Below are 21,419 nucleotides of genomic sequence, written 5' to 3' on the forward strand. Positions count from 1 at the left end.
CACCATGTTGCTGCGAGCGATGGGCCGGGTGGAATACGCCCCCACCTTTGAGGCGATGCAGGCGTTCACGGAAGCACGAACGCCTGACACGCCCGACGAGCTGTGGCTGTGTGAACACCCTGCGGTGTTTACCCAAGGGATTGCCGGGCGCGAAGACCATTTGCTGGCACCTGGGGATATTCCGGTGGTCCAGACCAACCGGGGTGGGCAGGTGACGTTCCACGGGCCCGGCCAGGTGGTGGTGTATCCACTGGTCAACCTGCAGCGGGCGGGCTACTTTGTCAAAGAGTATGTCTACCGAATCGAAGACGCCGTGATCCGTACCCTGGACCACTTTGGGGTGACGGGCCACCGGGTGGCCGGCGCGCCGGGGATCTATGTGCGACTGGATGACCCGGGCAGCCATGCTTTGTTGCCCCAGCGCCCACAGAAAAAACTGCCGGGCCAACCCACCGTCGATCCCGACTTCACTGGTCTGGGAAAAATTGCCGCACTGGGCATCAAAGTGAGCCGCCATTGCACCTACCACGGTGTGGCACTCAACGTGGCCATGGACCTGCAACCCTTCCAGCGCATCAACCCTTGTGGGTATCAGGGGCTGGAAACCGTGGACCTTTCTACAATCGGGGTGGCCGCTTCATGGGATGAAGCGGCGCAGGTGCTGAGCCACAAGCTCGCCACCGCCCTCTCGCCCTGAACTTTCACGCCCCGTGCGTGCACGCCATGAACCGCATCGATACCCCTGCCGCCGCTCCCGAGTCCAACACCGTGCGCGAAGCCCAGACGACCGCCAACTACGATGCCACGGCCAAGCAAAAGAGCCAGGCCAAGACGGCGCGCATCCCGATCAAGATCGTGCCGGCCGAGGTGCTGAAGAAGCCGGAGTGGATCCGCGTCAAGGCCGGCTCGCCGACGACACGCTTTTACGAGATCAAGGATGTGCTGCGGGCCAACAAGCTGGTGACGGTTTGCGAAGAAGCCAGCTGCCCCAACATCGGCGAGTGCTTTGGCAAGGGCACGGCAACCTTCATGATCATGGGCGACAAGTGCACGCGGCGCTGCCCGTTCTGCGATGTGGGGCACGGCCGCCCCGATCCGCTGGACGCTGACGAGCCGTTGAACCTGGCCAAAACCATTTCGCAGCTGAAACTGAAATACGTGGTGATCACCAGCGTGGACCGCGACGATTTGCGCGACGGCGGCGCTGGGCATTTTGTGGACTGCATTCGCCAGATTCGCGAGCTGTCGCCCGGCACGCAAATCGAAGTACTCGTGCCCGATTTCCGGGGCCGCGATGAAAAGGCGCTGGAAATCCTGAAGGCTGCGCCGCCTGATGTGATGAACCACAACCTGGAGACTGCGCCGCGCCTGTACAAGGAAGCCCGCCCGGGTTCGGACTACCAGTTCAGCCTGAATCTGCTGAAGAAATTCAAGGCCTTGTTTCCACACATACCCACCAAGAGCGGCATCATGGTGGGCTTGGGCGAGACCGACGAAGAAATTCTGCAGGTGATGCGTGACATGCGCGCGCACAACATCGAAATGCTGACCATTGGCCAGTACCTCGCGCCCAGCGGCCACCACCTGCCCGTGCGCCGCTATGTGCACCCCGACACCTTCAAGATGTTCGAGGCTGAGGCCTACAAGATGGGTTTCACGCACGCAGCGGTGGGCGCCATGGTTCGCAGCAGCTACCACGCGGACCAGCAGGCCAGTGGCGTGTTGGCCGCACAACCCCAGCGCTGACCAGTCAAACGCTGGCCAGAGCGGCTTCAGACGCAGGATCACCTTCGGCATGGGCGGCCTGAGCCTCATGGCTGCGGGCTGACCAGTCGAGGATTTCGAGACGCCCATCGGCGTGTTCGACCAGCGCCGTGAGACTCTCGACCCAATCGCCATCGTTGCAGTAAAGAGTGCCGTCGATGGAGCGGATCTCGGCGTGGTGGATGTGGCCACAAACCACGCCGTGCAGCCCCCGCTCACGGGCTTCGCGGGCCACGGCCACTTCAAAATTACTCACATAGCTCACCGCGCGCTTGACCTTCAGCTTGAGGTAACGCGACAAGCTCCAGTAAGGCAGGCCCAGGCGGGCGCGCCAGGAATTGAGGCGCCGATTCACCCGCAAGGTCGTTTCATAGGCCCAGTCGCCCACATGGGCCAGCCATTTGGCGCACTGGATCACGCCATCAAAATGGTCGCCGTGGGTGACCCACAGCAAGCGGCCGTCAGCGGTTTCGTGCACGGCGTCTTCCACCACGTCAACACCACCGAAATTGTGGCCCAGGTACTTGCGGGCGAACTCGTCGTGGTTGCCCGGTACAAACACCACACGGGTGCCTTTGCGCGCCTTGCGCAACAGCTTTTGCACCACGTCGTTGTGGCCCTGCGGCCAGTACCACTGGCGGCGCAACTGCCAGCCGTCAATGATGTCGCCCACCAGGTACAGGGTGTCGCACTCCACGGTGCGAAGGAAATCCAGCAGTGCGGTGGCCTGGCAGCCTGCGGTGCCCAGATGCAGATCTGAGATCCACACCGTGCGCACGCGCAGACGCTCCCGCCCGTCGAACTCGGCTTCGGGCGGATCCATGGGGCCCATGAGAGGGATCGGGTCGCGTCGCATGCCCCACAGTTTCGTCCCGCACCATGGCCGTCGGATGACGTTTGCGCGAGGGTTTCATGACAGGGCACGACACCCTGAATGAACAGGCGCCGGGTACACTCGCGCGCTCGCGCCGCTCAACTCAAGCTTGAGGATTCAACTTTTCCCATGCCGTGATGGCTTCGGCTGCGTACATCAGCGCCGGGCCTCCGCCCATGTACACACACACAGCGAGCATTTCTTCGAGCTCGGCGCGTGTGCACTGCAGGCGGTGCAAAGCTTTGACGTGAAAGCCGATACAGCCCGAGCAGCGCTGGGTCACACCGATGGACAACGCGATCAACTCTTTCTGTTTGGCGCTGAGCACGCCGTCGGTGATGGCCGCTTTGGCCAACGCGCCAAAGCCAGCCATGGCATCTGGCTGTGCCTTGCGAAACGGGGCAAGACTGTCGTTGATGTCTTGCATCAATCCGCTGTGATCAAACGTAGCCATGAAAGCGTGTCCTTTGTGAAGAATGGAATTTCCGTATGAACGCCAACCTGCTGGCCCTGGGTGCCATCGTGATCTGGGCATCGCTGGCCGCGCTGGCGGTGGCGGTCACGCATGTGCCGCCGTTTTTGTTGACCGGTCTCGCACTGCTGACAGGCAGTTTGATCGCACTGCCACTGTCGCGCTTTGATTTTCGTCAGTGGCTCGTCCCGCCAAAGACGCTGGCGATTGGTGTGTTTGGTCTGTTTGGCTACCACTTTCTGCTGTTCATGGCGCTGCAGAATGCGCCGCCGGTGCAGGCCAATCTGATCAACTACCTGTGGCCGCTGGGCATTGTGGTGATGGCGCCGCTGTACCTGCCGGGTATGTCGCTGACCCCGCGCCACCTGCTGGCCGCCCTGTTGGGTTTTGGCGGTGCGGCCCTGGCCATTCTGGGCGGCCGGGCCACCGATCCGGATGCGCCGCTTTGGGCCTGGGGCTACATACCAGCGCTGATTTCGGCCTTCATCTGGGCCAGCTACTCGCTGCTCACCAAGCGGGTGAAGCCCTTCCCCACCGCTGCCATCGGCAGCTTTGCACTGATCTCGGGGGTGTTGGCCTTGCTGTGCCACGCCTGGCTGGAGCCCTCGACCCCGCTGTCGGGCTCCGATTGGGTTGTGATCGTTCTGATCGGACTGGGTCCGCTGGGAGGTTCGTTTTTCCTGTGGGACGCCGCGCTCAAACGCGGCGACGCGCGCCAGATCGGGGTTTTGAGCTTCATCACGCCGCTGCTGTCCACACTGGTCTTGCTGGCCATGCAGCGCCAGATGCCCAGCTGGTCGGTGGGTCTGGCGGCGCTGATGATCGTGGGCGCGGCGGTGATTGCCACGCGAAAAAGCAGGGTCTAGGTGCCGGTCGGATCTTGGGGCCTGCGCGGCAGTAGGCGTCGAAGCAAAAAGGGGCCCCAGCGAGGGCGGTTTTCGCCAGATTTGCAGCCTCATGGCCCAGCTATGGGGCAAAAAGGCGGTGGAAATTGGACCGCTGCGGCCACGTTGCAGCCGACGATCCTTCTGCCGCGCAGACGCTTAGGGCGCCGAAGGCGAAAAACGGATCCAGGATCTCACTCGAACGCCGTGCGCTGCTGCAGGGTATCGGGCGGTAGCCGGTCGATCTCGGCAAGCAGGGCAGCCAGCCCCCGCCCGGCTGCCTCCAGCAAGCGCTCGCCTTTGGCCGCGGTGGCCGCGCCCGCATTGCCCACGGCCCCTTCGGCGTTGTAGTCCTGCATCTGCCAGCCCAGCTTGGCACTTTTTCCATTGCCCACAATTGGAAATTCGGCGGCGCGGGTCTGTGAGGTCGAGCGGAAATACTCGGCTTGCGCCATGCGCACCTGCGCCGGTTTGAGTGCCAGCATCATGGACGTTTCAATCTCGCCGGCATGGATGCCAAAACGGTGTTCTTCGTCACTGAACAAGTCGTTGACATCCTGGCCCTGTGCGTCGATCAACGGCAGGTTGAACCAGCTCACGCTGTACACCAGCATGCCGAGACGGGCCCGCAGATCGCGCGCCACCAGATCCATGGCGCCCACTTGCCCGCCATGGGCATTGAACAACACCAGCTTGTTCACACCACTGGCCGCCACACATTCACCGATCTCTGTCCAGATGCGGATCAGCGTTTCCGCCTTGAGCGTTAGCGTACCCGGAAAGCGGGTGTGCTCGGGGCTGAAGCCCACGGCCTGCGTGGGCAGAAACAAGGCTGGCAAGCCGGGCGCCAGATGTGGCACAGCCGCGCTCACCACGCCGTTGACGATGTCGGCGTCGACCGAGAGGGGCAAATGCGGTCCGTGCTGCTCGGTGGCGGCCACCGGTAAAACCGCGATGGCGCGTGCCTTGTCGAGTTGTGAAAAATCGGCGGTGCTGAGGTCGGACCAATAAGGCGATGCTGGCGTCATGACCCGCAGTGTAAGGCGGCGCCCTCTGCACCCGGGTTGAAAGATCCATCCCCGGGACGCGAAAAAGGGGAAGATTGGAATCCTCCGCAGCTTCCAGGATGATGCACACATGACCCAAGACCTCTTTCGCCAAGACGCCTACCGCACCGAGTGCCTTGCCCGGATCACGGCCATCACCGAGCAGGGCGTGGTGCTGGACCAGACCGTTTTTTACCCGCTGGGCGGAGGACAGGCGGGCGACACCGGCGTATTGCTGCTTGCGGGTGGCAGCGAGCTGGAGATCGCCGACACCCGCAAGCACAAAGATGCCGAGGGCAACCCCACCAGCGGTATCGTGCATGTGCCCGCACCTGGGCAAGAAGATCTGCTGGCCCGACTCGCCGTGGGTGCAGCCGTGACAGCGCGGATCGACTGGGCCCGGCGTTTGCGCCTGATGCGCTTTCACACCACCACCCACCTGCTGTGCCACCTGGTGCCCGTCCCGGTCAATGGCTGTTCGATCACGCCCGACTACGCACGGCTGGACCTGCACATCACCGACCCGCTGGACAAAGAGGCACTCACGGCGGGCATTGCCCAACTGGTGGCCGCACAGCACCCGGTGAGCCTGGGCAGCGTAACCGATGACGAGCTGGATGCCAATCCGGCGCTGGTGAAGAGCATGAGCGTATCGCCGCCACGGGGCAGCGGAACGGTGCGCACCGTGCGCATTGGTGAGACCGAGTTGATCGATCTGCAACCCTGCGGCGGCACCCATGTGGGCAACACGGCGGAGATAGGTCGCGTGGTTGTGACCAAGATCGAGAAGAAATCGGCGACCACGCGTCGGGTGACATTGGGCTTTACCGACTGATCTGTCCCTGGCGCGGCTGACTCTGCGCTGAGGTCATGGCCGCTCGTGATACATCCAGCCCCGCGACCACGGTTGCATCTGAGGACTTTGACCGGCCGGGCAGCACAGGACCTGGTACAGCGCCACCTCGTCGTGCTCAAACGCCCAAGCGCAGCCCGCCAGGTAGACGCGCCAGATGCGCCAGCGCCGTTCGTCCACCAAGGGCCGGATGCTCTCTGCGTGCGCTTCAAACGCCTCGCTCCAGAGCTGGGTGGTGCGCTGGTAATGTCGCCGCAGGTTCTCCACGTCGATCGCCTCCAGCCCACCCACTTGCAAGGACTTCAACACGGTCCCGATGTGGGGCAACTCCCCCCGCGGGAACACATAGCGGTGGATAAAGCGACCGCCCCCGAGCCGGGTTTCACCGTCTTGCGGGTCGGTGCTGGTGATGCCGTGGTTCAGCGCCCAACCGTCGAATTTGAGCAGGCTCTTTACGTGAGAAAAATAGTCCACAAGGTGGTCCAACCCCACGTGCTCGAACATGCCCACACTGGTGATTCGATCAAAGGGGCCATCGGCGATGGCGCGGTAATCTTGCAGCCGGATCTCGATCCGGTCTTCCAGCCCTGCTTCGCGCACCCGCTGCAACGCCCATTCATACTGGTTGCGCGACAACGTGACGCCCACACACCTGGCATCCCAAGCCTGCGCTGCGCGCAGCACCAGCGCACCCCACCCACAGCCGATGTCGAGCAGCCGCTGGCCCGGCTGGAGGCGGATCTTGCGCAGGATGTGATCGATCTTTTTTGCCTGCGCCTGACCCAGTGTTTCGTTGCCCTGCTCAAAATAGGCGCAGGAATACACCATGCTCTCACCCAGCCACTGCGCGTAAAAATCGTTGGACACGTCGTAGTGGTATTGAATGGCTTCACTGTCGTTCTCGGGCGTGTGATCAAAGACGCGGCGCATGCGGCCGAGCAGGCCCTCCGAAAGTTGGGCCGTCTCGGCCAAGCGGTGGGCCACGCTCAGCACATCGTTCATGCTGCCTTTCACGTCCAGCAGCCCCTCGACATAAGCCTGCCCCAATGTCTCCAGACTGGGTTCAACCAGCAAAGGCAAGGCCCGCGCATCGAGTACACGGATCTCGACGCGGGCGGGCAGGCTTTCGCCCAAGAACAGCGACGATTCGCCTTCTGCGCCCCAGCGCAGACAAACGGGCAGATGCAACTGGCCCTGGATGCGCCGCGCCCAAGGGAGCAACGCACGATCCATTAGTGGTGTTGACATCAACGGACCTCCGGTGAAGGGAGTGGGAACACCATTTGTAGCCATTTCAGGCGCCCCTGACCAGCGGGATCGCCGGAGCGGAGTTCGATGTGTCCGATGTAAGACTCGGGCCGTTCGCCAGACAAAACAACAGCCGCAGCTTATATTTGCGGTAGATCGCCTGGTTCCGGTGTGCCAACGGAACCAAGCGAACGCCCCGATGCTCACACCGAGGCGGCGCCCAAGGCTGGCCCCCAGCCAACCTTGCTGCTCCGCTCGATGTTTCAACTGCCCCGCCCCATGCTCTCAACCCTCATTTCACCGGCGACCGCCGCCCGCCACCGTCGATGGATCGCCGGTCTGGCCTTGCTGGCCCCCCTGATGGCGGGTGCGCAAAGTCTGCTGACCCAGCTCACCGACACCACGGTGGCTCAGACCGAGCAGGTTCGGGCCGAGCTGCTGGCACACGCGCCAGAAGGGGCTGCGACGGGGCGCCAGGTCTGGCTGGGCCTGCAGCTGACCCACACCCCCGATTGGCACACCTACTGGAAGAACTCTGGCGACTCCGGCCTGCCCACCGAGCTGCAATGGACCTTGCCGCCAGGCGTGACGGCCGGCCCGATCGACTGGCCCACCCCTCGCAAGTTTCCACTCGGCCCGCTGGCCAACTACGGCTACAGCGGCACGGTGCTGCTGCCCGTACCACTGACGATCGACCCTTCGTTCAAGGGCCAAGACATCGAGGTCAAGCTGTATGCCGCCTGGCTGGCCTGCCGCAAGGAATGCATCCCCGAAGAAGGCAACTTCACGATGCGCCTGCCGGTTCAGGGACCGACTGCACTCAACGGCATCGCCTTTGAATCGGCCCGCGCCGCCGCTCCCAGCGACCTGCCGGCCGGCGACAGCGCGGTTTCCCCACAAGCCCAGCAACTGGACGTGCAACTCGCCGGCCTGCCCGTGGCGTGGCGGGGCCAGGCGCTGGAGTTTTTCCCTGAGACTCCGGGCCTGATCGAGCCGGGCTCGCCCTGGAAACAGTCGTGGGACGGCGAGCGCTGGACCGCCAGCGTACCCCTTTCGCCCCAGCGCAGCGACAGCCCTGATCGATTGGCGCTGGTGGTGGCGCTGGCCAACCCACCTGGCGAAGGCCCCGGCAGCCCCGGCGTGCGCCTGGACGTTCCGGTGCAAGGCGCCTGGCCCGCCGCTGCAGCCTTGCCCACCGCGGTGCCCGACGCTTTGACCGCCGCCTTGCAAGCCAACGCAGAACGTGCGGCAGGCCAGGATGGCTCGGCGCCCGGCAGGAGTGGGCCAGCCATCACACTGTGGGCGGCGCTGATCGGCGCCTTGATCGGCGGCATGATCCTCAACCTCATGCCCTGCGTATTTCCGGTGCTGGCGATCAAGGTGCTCGCTTTCGCACAACACGCCGACGACCGCAGCGCGCACCGCGCGCACGGCCTGGCTTACACGGCGGGCGTGGTCATTTCATTCCTGGCGTTGGGCGGCCTGCTGCTCGGGCTGCGCGCAGCCGGTGAGCAGCTGGGCTGGGGCTTTCAACTGCAAAGCCCGGCCGTAGTGGCCTCCCTTGCCGTTCTGTTCACCCTCATCGGCCTGAACCTCGCCGGTGTCTTTGAACTGGGCAACATCTTGCCCAACTCCATTGCCACCCTGCAAGCCCGCAACCCCACGGCAGACGCCTTTTTGACTGGCGTGTTGGCCACCGCCATTGCCTCGCCCTGCACCGCGCCGTTCATGGGTGCGTCGATCGGTCTGGCCGTTGGCTTGCCGACCGCGCAAGCGCTGGCCGTCTTTGGCACACTGGGCATGGGCATGGCCCTGCCCTACCTCGCTGCCAGCTGGTGGCCAGCCATTGCCCGCGCGCTGCCCCGCCCCGGCGCATGGATGAACACCTTCCGCCAGTTCATGGCCTTCCCCATGTTCGCCACCGTGGTGTGGCTGCTCTGGGTGCTGGGCCAGCAAAGCGGCATCGACGGTGCAGCGGCCTTGTTGATGCTGCTGGTGGTGGGGGCTTTGCTGGCCTGGGCACTGGCTTTGCCGAGCAGCAAAAGCCGCAGCGTGCTGGCCGGGTTGTCGCTGGCCGGCCTGGTGTGGCTGGGCTGGGCTGTGGGACCGAACGTAACGCATCTGCAAGCGGCTGACCTGGGTTCAAAGCCAGTGGCAACCGCCGTGAAGGGTCTGAGCTGGAAACCTTGGAGTGCCGACAAGCAAGCGGCGTCTCTCGCTGAGGGCCGGCCCGTGTTTGTGGATTTCACCGCCGCGTGGTGTGTCACCTGCCAATACAACAAGCGCACCACTTTGGCCGACGCCGACGTGCTCGCCGGCATGGCAGCCAAGCAGGTGGTGTTGCTGAGGGCCGACTGGACGCGCCGCGATCCAGCCGTCACCGCCGCGCTGGCCGAGCTCGGCCGCAATGGGGTGCCGGTGTACGCGCTGCACACGCCTGGGCAGGCGCCGCGCATCCTGTCAGAAGTTTTGAGCGTGAGCGACATGCGCGAAGCGTTGGCCGGCATTTGACCTGTGCTGCCTGAGACCTCGGCTACCCGCAAGCGCTCCACATGATTTCACAACGGCTTGAAGCTCCCTGCCATACCAGGCGCCAGGCGATCACAGGCTTTTTGCTGCTCGCCGCCAGTGCCCTGCTCCCGGCATGTTCATCCGAGGCGACAGGCGCTGCAGACCCACTTCGTGTGGGCATCGAAGAAGGCCGCGATCTGTTCGAGAACCGCAAGGCCCTGATGTTTGATATTCGAGAGCCGGCCGAACACGCCACCGGCGTCGCAGCGGGCGCAACGCTGTTGCCCATGTCGCAGCTTCAGCAGCGGGTCAACGAGATTCCCAACGACCCGGCACAGCCTGTGCTGATCATCTGCCACACCCAGAACCGCTCCAGCAAGGTGGTTCAGGCACTCAAAGACGCCGGCTGGAACAACGTGCGGTATGTGCACGGCGGCATGAGTACCTGGGCGCGAAACGGTTGGCCCATGGAGAAGCCCGCCCGGGCGTCCTGACTGCGCCTGGCTTCACGAGCCTCTTGCCCACTTCCGCTGACCACCCCTTTCTCAAATCAAGCGCATTTTTCAACCGGTACCCGGCCCGACCCGGCTGGGTCGACACACCCAGTGCCGTTGCCTCAGCGCCCGTTGAGCGACACCGAGATGCCAAACGCCCGTTTGGACAAGGTGCGAACATCGCCATCGTCCCGGACCGCACAGTCCACTGCGATGCGCTGGTTGTCCACCCATCGATACGCAAGAGCCGTCTTGCAATAGCCCGCAAAGATCACATGCCCATCTTCCGGATCACCCAGGGAGCGATCTGCGGACAACGACAAGAGCGAGCCGTGAGGCGCGTGCTCCAGCCCGTTTTGATGGGATTGAAACTCGAACACCGAGAAGCGCCCGTCCGGCGAGGCCTGCGATGACCGGCGTGAATACTGATCCCCCAGCAGCCACCAGAAGCATCCCACCACAACGCTTGTTCCGAGCAAAAATGCGCCGATTGATCGAGCAGAAATCAGGGTCATGGCAAGCCAAAGCTGAAACGTTCAGAATGCGGAAGTATCGCTTGTCGCCAGAGGGGCCATCCGCGGACTTCATCAACCCACGGGGCCCATAGCCCACCGTTTGTCTTGAGCGAGTTTTTTCACCGGAGTCACCATGTTGCAACGCCGTCAATTCAATGCCCTCAGCCTGAGCGCCCTGGCCGTGCCCGCCGGGCTGCTCGCGACCGCAGGCAGGGTCCACGCAGCAGGCGTGGGTCAGGCAGCGCCTGATTTCACCCTCAGCGACACCAGCGGCAAATCTGTGACGCTCTCCAGCTTCAAAGGCAAGCCCGTGGTGCTGGAGTGGAACAACCCTGGCTGCCCGTTTGTGCGCAAACACTACAACGGCAACATGCAGGCGTTGCAGAAGGCTTTCACCACGCAAGGCGTGATCTGGCTGACCATCAACTCCACCGAAAAAGGGAGCGTGGACCACATGACCGCGGCACAACTCGAACGCTGGATGACCACCAAGGGCGCCAGCCCCAGCGCCACGCTGATGGACATCGACGGCCAGGTAGGTCGTGCCTACGGGGCCCGCGTGACACCGCACATGTACATTGTCAGCGCCCAAGGTGCGCTGGTGTATGCGGGCGGGATCGACAGCATCCCCTCCGCCCGTGCGGTCGACATCGAAAAAGCCACCAACTACATCCGCCAGGGGCTGGACGAGCTGCTCGCGGGCAAGCCCCTGAGCACCCCGACCAGCCAACCCTACGGCTGCAGCATCAAGTACGAAGGGTGATGCTAGGCTGGGTGCAGCTCGCGCTTTCTGACACCCATGCGGGCCCCACCACGGGCTGAGAACGCACGGCACAGACGGGTGAAATTCCGCTTTTGACCTGGTCGATGAATCATTCGCGGTTCGCTCAGGGACGCTTGACCACCGGAGCCAAGGCGAACGTTTCACGCCCTTCTGTCAACGCCATGCGCAGGGCGCTCTTCGTCCAGAATGAAGCGGGTGATCGCTTCGCAGTGGCAGGCCACTGTGTCGATCAATGGCACGGGGCAATCGGCGCCTCTCAGGAGAATAGGGAACTCAGTGCACCCCAGAATAACGGCCTGGGCCCCTTTGGCTGAAAGCGATTCAATGACCTGCAGGAAAATCGCCCTGGTGCTGTCGCTGAATACGCCGACAGAAAGCTCCTTGTAGACCAAGTCCTGGATGTCGCCCTGCTCAGCGTCCGTCGGCACGACCGTCTTCACCTGGTAGCGGTCCTGCAAGCGCCCTTTGATGAAGTCCTCCGTCATGGTGAACCGGGTACCGATGAGGCCGACGGTCTCGAAGCCAAGCGCATCGAGGTTCGCCGCGATGGCATCGGCAATGTGCAGAACAGGAACAGACAGCGAAGCCTGCAACGGGTCGAATACTTTGTGCTGTGTGTTGGAGCACAAAGCGATCCCTTCAACCCCGATCCCCTGCAACTCCAGGGCCGCCGCGCCAGCGATGTCGGCTATGGCGTCCCAATCATCAGAACGCTGGAGATCGTGAATGGCTTTCTGGTTCAGGCTGACGACCCGAAGCGGTGGGTTGGTGTTGTCGCCATGGTGGTCGTTGATCAGCTTGTTGATCAGGGCGTAATAGTCGACCGTTGAATTCCACGATGTACCACCGATCAGTCCGAATTTTTTCATCTGCTTCCTCGGTCTACGTGTTCAGAATGGATGAAAGAGACCGTCCCATCCCGAGCGATCCGCGCAGTCGCTTGGACCGGCTGCAGGGGATTCGTCAACAAAGCTATTGCCCGTATCGGGCCCAAGTTTCGGGATCGACGAGGCGGACTGGGTGGTCAAAGGCACAAACACCGGCCGGCGGGTGGGTGTCGCACTCAGCTTTCTGAGACAACACGACGTTCACACGCCCACCGGGCACAAACATCTCGCAACCACCAGGGCCGCTTCGGGGAACGAAGAACTTCAACGGCGCCGCTGGATCAACGTCTGCCCATTGCGTGTCACTGAGAGGATCGCCCCGCCCTAGGTGCGGGAAGGTCACGTCTCGCTGCTGCCTGACGACTCCCTCGACCAGGAGCCCTGGCACACGGTCAGCGACCTGGGAAGGATCGGGCCGAAGCCCGCTGCTGGAGCGCGGTGGTGCGCGGACGAAGCTGCTCACTTCGGCCACATTGCTTGGCGTAACAGCTTCGCAGCGCAACACCTCGATGGTCCGCATCTTCAAGACAGCGTGCAGCGGTTGCCCCGCATGCAACCCACAGATGGCCAGGAGCGGGATCAGTGCGACAAAACGTTTCATGAGAGCCTTCATACCATGTCAGTCCGTTTGAGCCGAGCGGCCGGCGAACCCGTCCGCTGGCGCGACCCATCAAACGCAGCGGCTGATTTTTACCAGACACCTCCGCAGCCAACGCTTGCGGAGCGCTTCCGCCCAACAGGGATGGGCCCGCGCAATCGCGTCGTGCAATGGCCACCCCGGCGCTGTTTCGATCAGGTGAAGAAGTGACCACGCCGCTCCGAAACAGTCATCCGGTCAAAAACTTTGGCCCGCTCGCAAGCGTCTACATCTTTGACCGGTCTAGTGATGGTCCGAGACGCTTGCTCACGACGCCCCGCCGTCGCCCGAATAGCCCCTGGCTCTGACGGGAAAGGTCCGGGTGCGGCAAACGCGATGACCGCCTCACGCATCACGGGGGCCAAGCGGCCCGCACCGGCAGGCTGCACAAGGCCCAGTGTGATGAGGACCCGTAGAACCATGCCGCGGTGGGTCCAGGTACAAAGCGATGGTCCGCACGGCCACCCAACGTAGAAAAAGTCCCTGTCGGCGCGAAATGACAGCGGGGTGAGTCGCTACGGTTTGCTGCGAAGGATGTAGTACCCGATGACGACAAAGCCAACACCGGTGACCGCGGGCGGTAGTCCCTGGATCACCCACCCCAGCACAAGCATGACTGCCGCAAGGACAAAAAGTATGACAGCGACGACCTTGTTATTCATTGTGAACTCCGACTCCCCTTGTTAGGCGATAGTGACTTGGCGTGGGCCACGGTGATCTGACTGTGTGGGCCGCCGCCGAACCAACCCGCATTTGACAGTGGTGGTATTTTGGATCAGTTGAGGAAACAACACAAAAAGCACAGTTTGCCAAGTTCTCCGGTTGAGCGCCGTATTGGGGCGCACTGCCACGGGCACCAACGACCGACCACAAGCCAACAACCAACAGGACTGGACCCAATCCAAACCGGATCACCAAGAGTCCAGCGCCCTCTGACATCAAGCGTTCGAAGAGGCTACTCATTCCGAACTTGCGATGCAGACGCATGCAAGTGCGAACCCCTCACTCACAAGGTATGTAAATCCCGTTGATGCAATAACCAACCCGCCGTTCAGCATGAATGTGTGTTTATCCATATTGCGACGCCATGAATACTTGCGTGCGGCCCAATGAACCAAAGGGATTTTCCCGCCCCGTCTGATTCGCGCCGTTGCGGCGTGCGTCAACACATGGCCATCTGGGGAAGTTCGAGCTCCCATCACCTCACTCGTTTTTTGTAGGAAGGGGACGTCCATGAACCCCATCGACACCATCGACACCGTTCTCGCCAGGAACGCCTTTGTCGTCCCGGGTCTGGTGCCACAGCCCAGCTCCCGCTGGTACGACCCAGCGTGCCGCGCGCCAACCTGCGGAAGCTGGTCGGCTCGCTGTCACCCCGCTTGATGGGCATGGCATCTTGCTCGGATGGCCAAACCTGTGCACGGCTTCTGCGCCAGCGCAAAGCCTGGGTCGATCCGAGGCAGGATAATCAATGCCTACCTTTGACGACACCGCACCGGATACCTCCATGAGCTTCGCCCCCCTGCAAAACGATACTTTCCTGCGGGCCTGCCTGCGCCAGTCCACCGAGCACACCCCGGTGTGGCTGATGCGCCAGGCCGGTCGCTACCTGCCTGAGTACTGCGCCACGCGTGCCAAGGCGGGCAGTTTCATGGGGCTGGCGACGAACACCGACTACGCCACGGAAGTAACTTTGCAGCCGCTGGAGCGCTACCCGCTGGACGCCGCCATTTTGTTCAGCGACATCCTCACCGTTCCCGACGCCATGGGCCTGGGCCTGAGCTTTCAGATCGGCGAAGGCCCGAAGTTTGCCAAGATGGTGCGCACCGAGGCCGATGTGGCACAGCTGGCTATTCCCGACATGGAGAAGCTGCGCTACGTGTTTGACGCGGTGACCTCGATCCGCAAGGCTTTGAATGGCCGGGTGCCGCTGATCGGATTTTCCGGCAGCCCCTGGACGCTGGCCTGCTACATGGTGGAGGGCGGCGGCTCGGACGACTACCGCGCGGTGAAGAGCCTGATGTACAGCCGCCCTGATCTGATGCACCAGATTCTCGCGATCAATGCGGACTCGGTTGCCAATTACCTCAATGCCCAGATCGATGCTGGCGCCCAGGCAGTGATGTTGTTTGACAGCTGGGGCGGGGTGTTGGCCGATGGCAAGTTTCAGGAATTCAGCCTGGCCTATACCAAGCGGGTCTTGGCCCAGCTGCAGCGGGAAAAAGACGGCGTGGTGATACCGCGCATTGTCTTCACCAAAGGTGGCGGCTTGTGGCTGGACGAGATGAAAGACCTGGACTGCCACGCCCTGGGGCTGGACTGGACAGTGAACCTGAGCAAGGCGCGCGCGCTGGTGGGCGAAACCAAGGCCCTGCAGGGCAACATCGACCCCAACGTGTTGTTTGCGCCACCCGAGCGCATCGACGCCGAAGTGGCCGCCGTGCTGGAGAGCTTCGGCCGCCCTCACCAAGGCGAGGGCACGGGTCCGACCCACATTTTTAACCTGGGCCATGGCATCAGCCAATACACCCCACCGGAGAGCGTGTCGGTGTTGGTGGACGCGGTGCACCGCCACTCCAAACGGTTGCGCCAACCTGGCTGAACCCCACTGGGGGCGCCGCTGGACGGTGGTAATGGCTGGTGGACGCCGCGCGACTGCGACTTTGGCAACCGGGCAAATCGCTCCTTTTTCTGGCCTCGCCAGGGGGTTGAGCCGCCGGTGCACCTGGCCCATAGCACAGTTTCCGGAGAAAAAATGGCTTGACAGGCCCGACTTATGCACAAAATTTGTGCTGCGGTGCGGCATGAAATCACGCTCGACGGACCGCCTCTATCTCTCCAAGCATCATTTCGTAAGCTGTTGATTTAATTGAAGTTTTATTTCTGCTTTTTTTCTGTGCAGTCTAATAAAACCCTTGATTCTTAAGGGTTCCCAGCGGGGATATTCGGTCTATCCACAAAGTTATCCACAGAAAGCTTGGATAGATGGATAAGCGCAATAAGATCAACGACTTACATCGCTTTTCGACAGATCAACTGAGGAACACCCGCTAAGCATGGCTTTTTGGCCCAATGTCATCGTTGCCACCCCGGCCCACAGCGGGATGGGGCACACCCTGACCTACCGAAGTGAGCTTTCGCTCACGCCGGGGAGCTTGGTGCGGGTGCCGCTGGGCACGCGCGAGGTGTTGGGGGTGGTGTGGGACTGCGGCGACCAGCCGCCTGAAGGTCTGTCGCAGGCACAGACCAAAGCGGTGGCCAGCGTGCTTGAAGGTTTGCCGGCGCTCAACGGCCGGTGGTTGCAACTGGTGCGTTTTGCCAGCCAGTATTACCAGCGCGGCCTGGGCGAGGTGGCGCTGGCCGCGCTGCCGCCGCAACTGCGGGAGCTCGATGGCGTGCAACTGGCGCGGCGGTTGAAGAAACGCGCGAAACAGGCCAGCCCCGATCCCAAAGCCAGCCGTTCACCTGCGGTTGCTGACCGGGAGGCAGCCCCGGCCCTGCCCGACGGCCAGTCCCCAGCTGAAAACCCGCCCCTCACCCAGACCCTGAGCGCGGAGCAGGCCGAGGCCCTGGCCAGCCTGGAGCACGCCACCGCGCCCATCTTGCTGCACGGCGCCACCGGCAGTGGCAAAACCGAAGTGTATTTGCAGACCACGCGCCGGGCGCTGGACACGGTCTCGCCCGATGGCGTGCTCACGCAGGTCCTGGTGATGGTGCCCGAGATCAACCTCACACCTCAGCTTGAAGCCCGCTTTCGTGAGCGATTCGAGCCACTGTATGGCGCGGGGGCGGTGGTGTGCCTGCACAGCGGCATGACGCCTGCGCAGCGGCTGGCGAGCTGGCTGTCCGCCCACACGGGCGGCGCGCGCATTGTGCTCGGCACCCGCATGGCGATCTTCGCAAGCCTGCCAGGCTTGCGGCTGATCGTGGTCGACGAAGAACACGACCCCAGCTACAAAAGCCAGGAGGGCGCGCGCTATTCGGCCCGCGACCTGGCCGTGTACCGCGCCAAGATCGAGACCGACGCCTTGGCGGCCAGCGGCCAGCGGTGCCAGGTGATCCTGGGCTCGGCGACACCCTCATTGGAAAGCTGGCACGCCGCCGACCTGGGCCGCTACCTGCGCCTGGCCATGCCCGGGCGCATCGGCGGAGGCGCCCTGCCCCGGCTGCGGCTCATCGACATGAACAACCAGCCCAAGGGCGCGGTGGTGGCGCCGCCGTTGCTGGCCGCCATGGCCGAGCGCATCCAGCGCGGAGAGCAGTGCCTGGTGTTGCTGAACCGGCGGGGCTATGCCCCCGTGTTGGCCTGCCACGATTGCGGCTGGAAGAGCGGCTGCCCCCATTGCAGCGCCTACCGGGTGTTTCACAAACTCGACCGCACGCTGCGCTGCCACCACTGCGGCTTCACCGAGCGGGTGCCGCGGGCCTGCCCAGACTGCGGCAACCTCGACATCGCGCCAGTGGGACGGGGCACCGAGCAACTGGAAGAACAGCTGGCCGCGCTGCTGGCGGATGTGCGCCGTCCGGATGGCCAGCCGCCCCGCGTGGCGCGCATGGACGCCGACACGACGCGCCTCAAAGGCAGCCTTGAGAGCCAGCTCGCGGCCTTGCACAGCGGCGAGGTGGATGTGCTGGTGGGCACCCAGATGATCGCCAAGGGCCACGATTTCCGGCGCATCACTCTGGTGGCCGGGCTCAACGCCGACTCGGCCCTTTTCGCGAGCGACTACCGGGCGCCCGAGCGGCTGTTTGCCTTGCTGATGCAGGCGGGCGGGCGCGCTGGGCGCGATGCGGCCTTCATGGGTGCGCAGGGGGGTGCCAGCGAAATGTGGATCCAGACCTGGTACCCGGATCACCCGCTGTTTGCCACGCTCAAGCTTCACGACTACCCAGGCTTTGCCACCGAGCAACTCCACGAGCGCGAGATCGCAGGCATGCCGCCGTATGGCGCTCAGGCTTTGCTGCGCGCCGATGCGCGCACCCAGGCTGCAGCCCAGGCCTTCCTCAACCTGGCCGCCGAACAGGCGATCGGACTGCCCCACCGCGACGACATCACGCTTTACCCCGCCGTGCCGCTGACCATCCAGCGTGTGGCCAACGTGGAGCGGGCTCAGATGCTGGTGGAAAGTGGTTCGCGCGCTGCACTGCAACGTTTTCTGGCGGCCTGGCAACCGGTGTTGCATGCAGCGCGCAGCGCGCCCGAAGCGCGCGGCCTGGTGCGCTGGGCGGTGGACGTTGACCCTCTGGCGATCTGAAGCGTCAAGCGGGTACGGCTTCTGCCTCTGCCTTGGCCTTGGTTTCTTCGACAGGTGATTCGCTGCTGGCTTCGGGCTCGGCTGGTGCATTTCCCTCGCTGGCCGCGGCGGCAATTTCGTCGGGCTTTTCAGCCGTTGAGTCCTCTGCCGGCGCTGCCTCGGCCTTGGCTTCGTCGGGTTTGTCGGCCACGGCTGCTTCCATTTCTGCTTTTGCCTCGGCCTTGGCCTCGGTGGCTTTTTTGAGCTCTTCCGGATTCGAGGGCATCACCACGGGTGCACCGTCTGGCGTCCACATGCCTTCCACGGTTTCCAGGACATCACCGAGCGTGAAGGGATGCAACAGCAACCGGGTGGCGCCCAGCAGTTTGAGCTGCCCCACCAGTTCGGAAGTGGCTTCGTGGTTGATGGTCATCACCGGCACACCCGCGTCCACCTTGCACTCACCCAAACGGATGCGGGTGAGAAAATCGATGGCTTCTGCGCCTTCATCCAGCGACAAGATGATGGCATCGATCGATTCTTCCTTGATCAGCGCCTCCCCCAGCTCCACACTGGATGCGGTGTGTACCGTGACCCATTGCAGCGTCCGGCAGCCCCCGGCGAGGGTGCCCCGCACCTGCCCGTCGGGCTGGATCACCAACACCGTTTTCTCGCTGGGCATCTTGGCCATCAGCCCCACTTCGTGCACGTCACCCGATGGCTCCGGCAGTTTTTCCAACAGCGGCAGTTCGACAGACTGGGCAACGATGGGCCTTGCGCGCGTCTTGGGCGTATCGGGTGCGGCTTCGGTTGTGGCTTCGGGTTCTGACGGCGCCGCCTCAGTGGAGGCTTCCGTCTCAGTTGCTGCTTCTGCTGTGGCCGCTTCAGGCGCTGGCGGCACCTCCGCAGCAGGCACTTCGCAAGCTGGTGCTGCAGGCTTTGTGGTGGTGTCGGGTGGCGTCTCTGGTGGGGTGGCTTCAGCGGCTTCGATTCCGGCGTTGGCCGCTGTGGGCGCTGCGGTGTTTTCTGCGGCTTCGCTCATGGCAGCACCTCAAAAGGACAGGGGACACAGACGATGCACAAAGGCATCCCCAGCAAACAGCGGGAAACGGGCATGAGACTCTCCTGACAGACGACCACGGATGGCGTCACACGCCAATGAATCTTTCATCGACACAGGAAATAGAAACCTGAACGGATCAATTACCGCCTGCTGGCGGCGTCAACGCAGGCGAGGAATTCAGCCCGACAAACCGTCAAAGGTGGTGGAGACCAGCCAGTCGATGATCTGTTCGTCGCTGTGCTGGCCCGAGGCTTTCAGCATGCCCAGCACCGGATCACAGGCGCGGGCGAACACGGTGTAGAGCACCAGCTCGGGCGGCAGACCCGCCTGAAGCTGGCCCCCTTTTTGCGCTTCGATGATCCAGGCACCGAGTCGGTCGCTCACCACCATCAACAGGTCGAGATAGTCCCGGTTGGCCAGCAAAACGGCACGCAGCGCCGAGTTTTGAGCCGGCAAAGACGGCATGTCACCGGCCAGCTGCACCTCCATGGTCCAGCGCACCACGGCCTTGAGCCGCTCCAGCGGCGTCACCGGGGGCTGTGCTTCGAGGTTGTCCAGACACGCCTGGGCGCGCTCCAGCACACGGATCATGGCCGCTGCGGCCAGCTTTTCCTTGGAACCAAAGTGCTTGTACAGGCTGGCCTTCGCGATACCCACCTCGGCCGCGACCTCGTCCACGGTCATGTTGTCGTAGCCCTTTTCGGCCAGCAAACGGTTAACCGCCTCAACGATGGCCTCTTCTCGCGCCAACATCACTTGCTCTTTGAATGAAATCTTGCCCATGGCGCGATCTTAGCCGCAGCACAGACCAAACAGACCGCCATGTACAAAAACCACCTGAACAGTAATGTTTTAAACTAACTAGTTGCTTTATTGAACTCATCAGTCTACATTTTGAACCCTGCAGTTCAGATTTATGGAATTTACAAATCCCTGAGCTGTAGAAACCCTTCCCTTCTTCCACCGACTTCAGGAGAACACCATGATTGATTGGCTCAAGCGAGCGGCAGCCATTTCCCTGGTCAGCCTGGTCGCTGCATGCGGCGGCGGCAACGACCACGACGACCCTCACCTCAACATTGTGCAGACCGCACAGGCGGACAGCCAATTCAGCATCCTCGTCGAAGCCGTGGTGGCCGCCGATCTGGCCACGACGCTCAGCGGCACCGGCCCCTTTACGGTCTTCGCTCCGACCAACACCGCATTTGCGGCACTGCTCACCGAGCTCGGCGTCACCAAGGCGGCGCTCCTGGCCAACAAACCGCTGCTCACCCAGGTGTTGACCTACCACGTGCTTGACGGTCAGGTGCTCAAGGCACAAGTGCCTGTGGACACCCCCATCACCACCCTGCAGGGTGAAACCTTCTCCATCAACTCAAGCTTGGTGATCACCGACCAGCGCGCCCGCACCGCCAACATCACGGCCACAGACATCCGCACCACCAACGGTGTGATCCATGTGATCGACAAGGTGATCTTGCCAGCCCCGTAACTCTTTCTCCCTTTCCCCAAGCCATCCTGCTTTTCTCAACGGTCTTTCCTCAATCCCATCAGGTACTCATCATGAAAAAATTATTCGCTATCTCCGCTCTCTCCCTCGCCGCATTCTCCGCACAGGCGGCCGACATCGTCGACACTGCTGTGGCGGCTGGTTCGTTCAAAACGCTGGCCACCGCCCTCGGCGCTGCCGGTCTGGTTGACACACTCAAGGGCCCTGGCCCCTTCACCGTGTTTGCCCCCACTGACGCCGCTTTTGCCAAGATTCCCAAGGCCGATCTGGACGCGTTGCTGAAGGACAAAGCCAAGCTCACCGCTGTCTTGACCTACCACGTGGTTCCCGGCAAGGTCATGGCAAAAGACGTGAAGGCCGGCATGGTGAAGACCGTTCAGGGCAGCTCGATCACCGTCAAGACAGACATGGGCGTGATGGTGGACAACGCCAAAGTCACGGCGACCGACATCGCGGCCGACAACGGCGTCATCCACGTGATCGACACCGTGATCATGCCCAAGTAATAGCCAGCTCAGGGCGCAGCAACCCATTTCGGGAGGCTGCGCCCTTGGGACGCTCTGCATAACCCAAGCCGCATCGCAGGGGTTATGCAAAGCGCACCAAGGCATTCGGTACGTACATTCACAACAAGAACGACAAC

20 protein-coding genes are annotated in these 21,419 nt (G+C 62.9%); 11 read left to right on the forward strand and 9 right to left on the reverse strand.

The annotated features are described in order from the left end of the window. Positions 1–4 precede the first annotated feature (4 nt). Together lipB and lipA are read left to right on the forward strand one after the other, a co-directional pair. Complete coding sequence (gene lipB / locus E5678_RS15310; protein WP_136179328.1) at positions 5–697, forward strand: lipoyl(octanoyl) transferase LipB; 693 nt, start codon at positions 5–7, stop codon at positions 695–697. A gap of 26 nt (positions 698–723) precedes the next feature. Beyond that, complete coding sequence (gene lipA / locus E5678_RS15315) at positions 724–1,746, forward strand: lipoyl synthase (RefSeq protein WP_136180806.1); 1,023 nt, start codon at positions 724–726, stop codon at positions 1,744–1,746. 4 nt (positions 1,747–1,750) lie between these two features. Here lipA and E5678_RS15320 read toward each other — a convergent pair whose 3' ends face one another. Together E5678_RS15320 and E5678_RS15325 are read right to left on the reverse strand one after the other, a co-directional pair. After that, a complete protein-coding gene (locus tag E5678_RS15320; protein ID WP_247597041.1) occupies positions 1,751–2,596 on the reverse strand; it encodes a UDP-2,3-diacylglucosamine diphosphatase in 846 nt (281 codons plus the stop codon). 145 nt (positions 2,597–2,741) lie between these two features. Beyond that, positions 2,742–3,092, reverse strand: a complete 351-nt coding sequence (locus E5678_RS15325; RefSeq protein ID WP_136179330.1) for a carboxymuconolactone decarboxylase family protein — start codon at positions 3,090–3,092, stop codon at positions 2,742–2,744. 35 nt (positions 3,093–3,127) lie between these two features. Between E5678_RS15325 and E5678_RS15330 the strand changes: the two genes are divergently transcribed. After that, positions 3,128–3,976 (forward strand): DMT family transporter, encoded by an 849-nt coding sequence (locus E5678_RS15330; protein WP_136179331.1) that lies wholly within the window; start codon positions 3,128–3,130, stop codon positions 3,974–3,976. A gap of 212 nt (positions 3,977–4,188) precedes the next feature. Here E5678_RS15330 and E5678_RS15335 read toward each other — a convergent pair whose 3' ends face one another. After that, positions 4,189–5,022 (reverse strand): creatininase family protein, encoded by an 834-nt coding sequence (locus E5678_RS15335; protein WP_136179332.1) that lies wholly within the window; start codon positions 5,020–5,022, stop codon positions 4,189–4,191. A gap of 109 nt (positions 5,023–5,131) precedes the next feature. On the opposite strand from E5678_RS15335, the gene E5678_RS15340 reads away from it, so the two are divergent. Then, positions 5,132–5,875 (forward strand): alanyl-tRNA editing protein, encoded by a 744-nt coding sequence (locus E5678_RS15340; RefSeq protein WP_136179333.1) that lies wholly within the window; start codon positions 5,132–5,134, stop codon positions 5,873–5,875. A gap of 33 nt (positions 5,876–5,908) precedes the next feature. On the opposite strand, the gene E5678_RS15345 is transcribed toward E5678_RS15340, so the two are convergent. Next, positions 5,909–7,141: a cyclopropane-fatty-acyl-phospholipid synthase family protein gene (locus E5678_RS15345; RefSeq protein ID WP_348770352.1), complete on the reverse strand. Its 1,233-nt coding sequence runs from the start codon at positions 7,139–7,141 to the stop codon at positions 5,909–5,911. Between the two features lie 279 nt (positions 7,142–7,420). On the opposite strand from E5678_RS15345, the gene E5678_RS15350 reads away from it, so the two are divergent. Both E5678_RS15350 and E5678_RS15355 read left to right on the forward strand, forming a co-directional pair. Then, positions 7,421–9,652, forward strand: a complete 2,232-nt coding sequence (locus E5678_RS15350) for a thioredoxin family protein (RefSeq protein ID WP_136179334.1) — start codon at positions 7,421–7,423, stop codon at positions 9,650–9,652. 41 nt (positions 9,653–9,693) lie between these two features. Beyond that, positions 9,694–10,146 (forward strand): rhodanese-like domain-containing protein, encoded by a 453-nt coding sequence (locus E5678_RS15355; protein ID WP_136179335.1) that lies wholly within the window; start codon positions 9,694–9,696, stop codon positions 10,144–10,146. Between the two features lie 122 nt (positions 10,147–10,268). Here the strand turns inward: E5678_RS15355 and E5678_RS15360 are convergent, their stop codons facing one another. Continuing rightward, entirely contained in the window at positions 10,269–10,661 is a 393-nt protein-coding gene (locus E5678_RS15360) for a hypothetical protein (RefSeq protein WP_136179336.1), read from the reverse strand. Positions 10,662–10,794: 133 nt separating this feature from the next. Between E5678_RS15360 and E5678_RS15365 the strand changes: the two genes are divergently transcribed. Further along, a complete protein-coding gene (locus tag E5678_RS15365; RefSeq protein ID WP_136179337.1) occupies positions 10,795–11,424 on the forward strand; it encodes a redoxin domain-containing protein in 630 nt (209 codons plus the stop codon). A gap of 161 nt (positions 11,425–11,585) precedes the next feature. On the opposite strand, the gene E5678_RS15370 is transcribed toward E5678_RS15365, so the two are convergent. Both E5678_RS15370 and E5678_RS15375 read right to left on the reverse strand, forming a co-directional pair. Beyond that, positions 11,586–12,314: an amino acid racemase gene (locus tag E5678_RS15370; RefSeq protein WP_136179338.1), complete on the reverse strand. Its 729-nt coding sequence runs from the start codon at positions 12,312–12,314 to the stop codon at positions 11,586–11,588. 103 nt (positions 12,315–12,417) lie between these two features. After that, positions 12,418–12,933 (reverse strand): hypothetical protein, encoded by a 516-nt coding sequence (locus tag E5678_RS15375; RefSeq protein ID WP_136179339.1) that lies wholly within the window; start codon positions 12,931–12,933, stop codon positions 12,418–12,420. 1,543 nt (positions 12,934–14,476) lie between these two features. Between E5678_RS15375 and hemE the strand changes: the two genes are divergently transcribed. After that, entirely contained in the window at positions 14,477–15,571 is a 1,095-nt protein-coding gene (gene hemE / locus E5678_RS15380; protein ID WP_136180808.1) for a uroporphyrinogen decarboxylase, read from the forward strand. A gap of 454 nt (positions 15,572–16,025) precedes the next feature. Next, the gene (gene priA / locus E5678_RS15385) at positions 16,026–18,224 is read left to right on the forward strand and encodes a primosomal protein N' (RefSeq protein ID WP_136179340.1); all 2,199 of its coding nucleotides are present in this window, start codon (positions 16,026–16,028) and stop codon (positions 18,222–18,224) included. Between the two features lie 4 nt (positions 18,225–18,228). Here priA and E5678_RS15390 read toward each other — a convergent pair whose 3' ends face one another. Continuing rightward, positions 18,229–19,245 carry a hypothetical protein gene (locus E5678_RS15390; protein ID WP_136179341.1) on the reverse strand — a complete coding sequence of 339 codons (1,017 nt, stop codon included), beginning with the start codon at positions 19,243–19,245 and terminating at the stop codon, positions 18,229–18,231. Between the two features lie 198 nt (positions 19,246–19,443). Continuing rightward, a complete protein-coding gene (locus tag E5678_RS15395; protein WP_136179342.1) occupies positions 19,444–20,049 on the reverse strand; it encodes a TetR/AcrR family transcriptional regulator in 606 nt (201 codons plus the stop codon). 199 nt (positions 20,050–20,248) lie between these two features. On the opposite strand from E5678_RS15395, the gene E5678_RS15400 reads away from it, so the two are divergent. Both E5678_RS15400 and E5678_RS15405 read left to right on the forward strand, forming a co-directional pair. Next, positions 20,249–20,758 carry a fasciclin domain-containing protein gene (locus tag E5678_RS15400; RefSeq protein ID WP_136179343.1) on the forward strand — a complete coding sequence of 170 codons (510 nt, stop codon included), beginning with the start codon at positions 20,249–20,251 and terminating at the stop codon, positions 20,756–20,758. Between the two features lie 71 nt (positions 20,759–20,829). Continuing rightward, complete coding sequence (locus E5678_RS15405) at positions 20,830–21,282, forward strand: fasciclin domain-containing protein (RefSeq protein ID WP_210731927.1); 453 nt, start codon at positions 20,830–20,832, stop codon at positions 21,280–21,282. Positions 21,283–21,419 lie beyond the last annotated feature (137 nt).

It is taken from the genome of Hydrogenophaga sp. PAMC20947 (assembly GCF_004795855.1).
In the GTDB taxonomy this organism is placed as follows: Bacteria; Pseudomonadota; Gammaproteobacteria; order Burkholderiales; family Burkholderiaceae_C; genus Hydrogenophaga.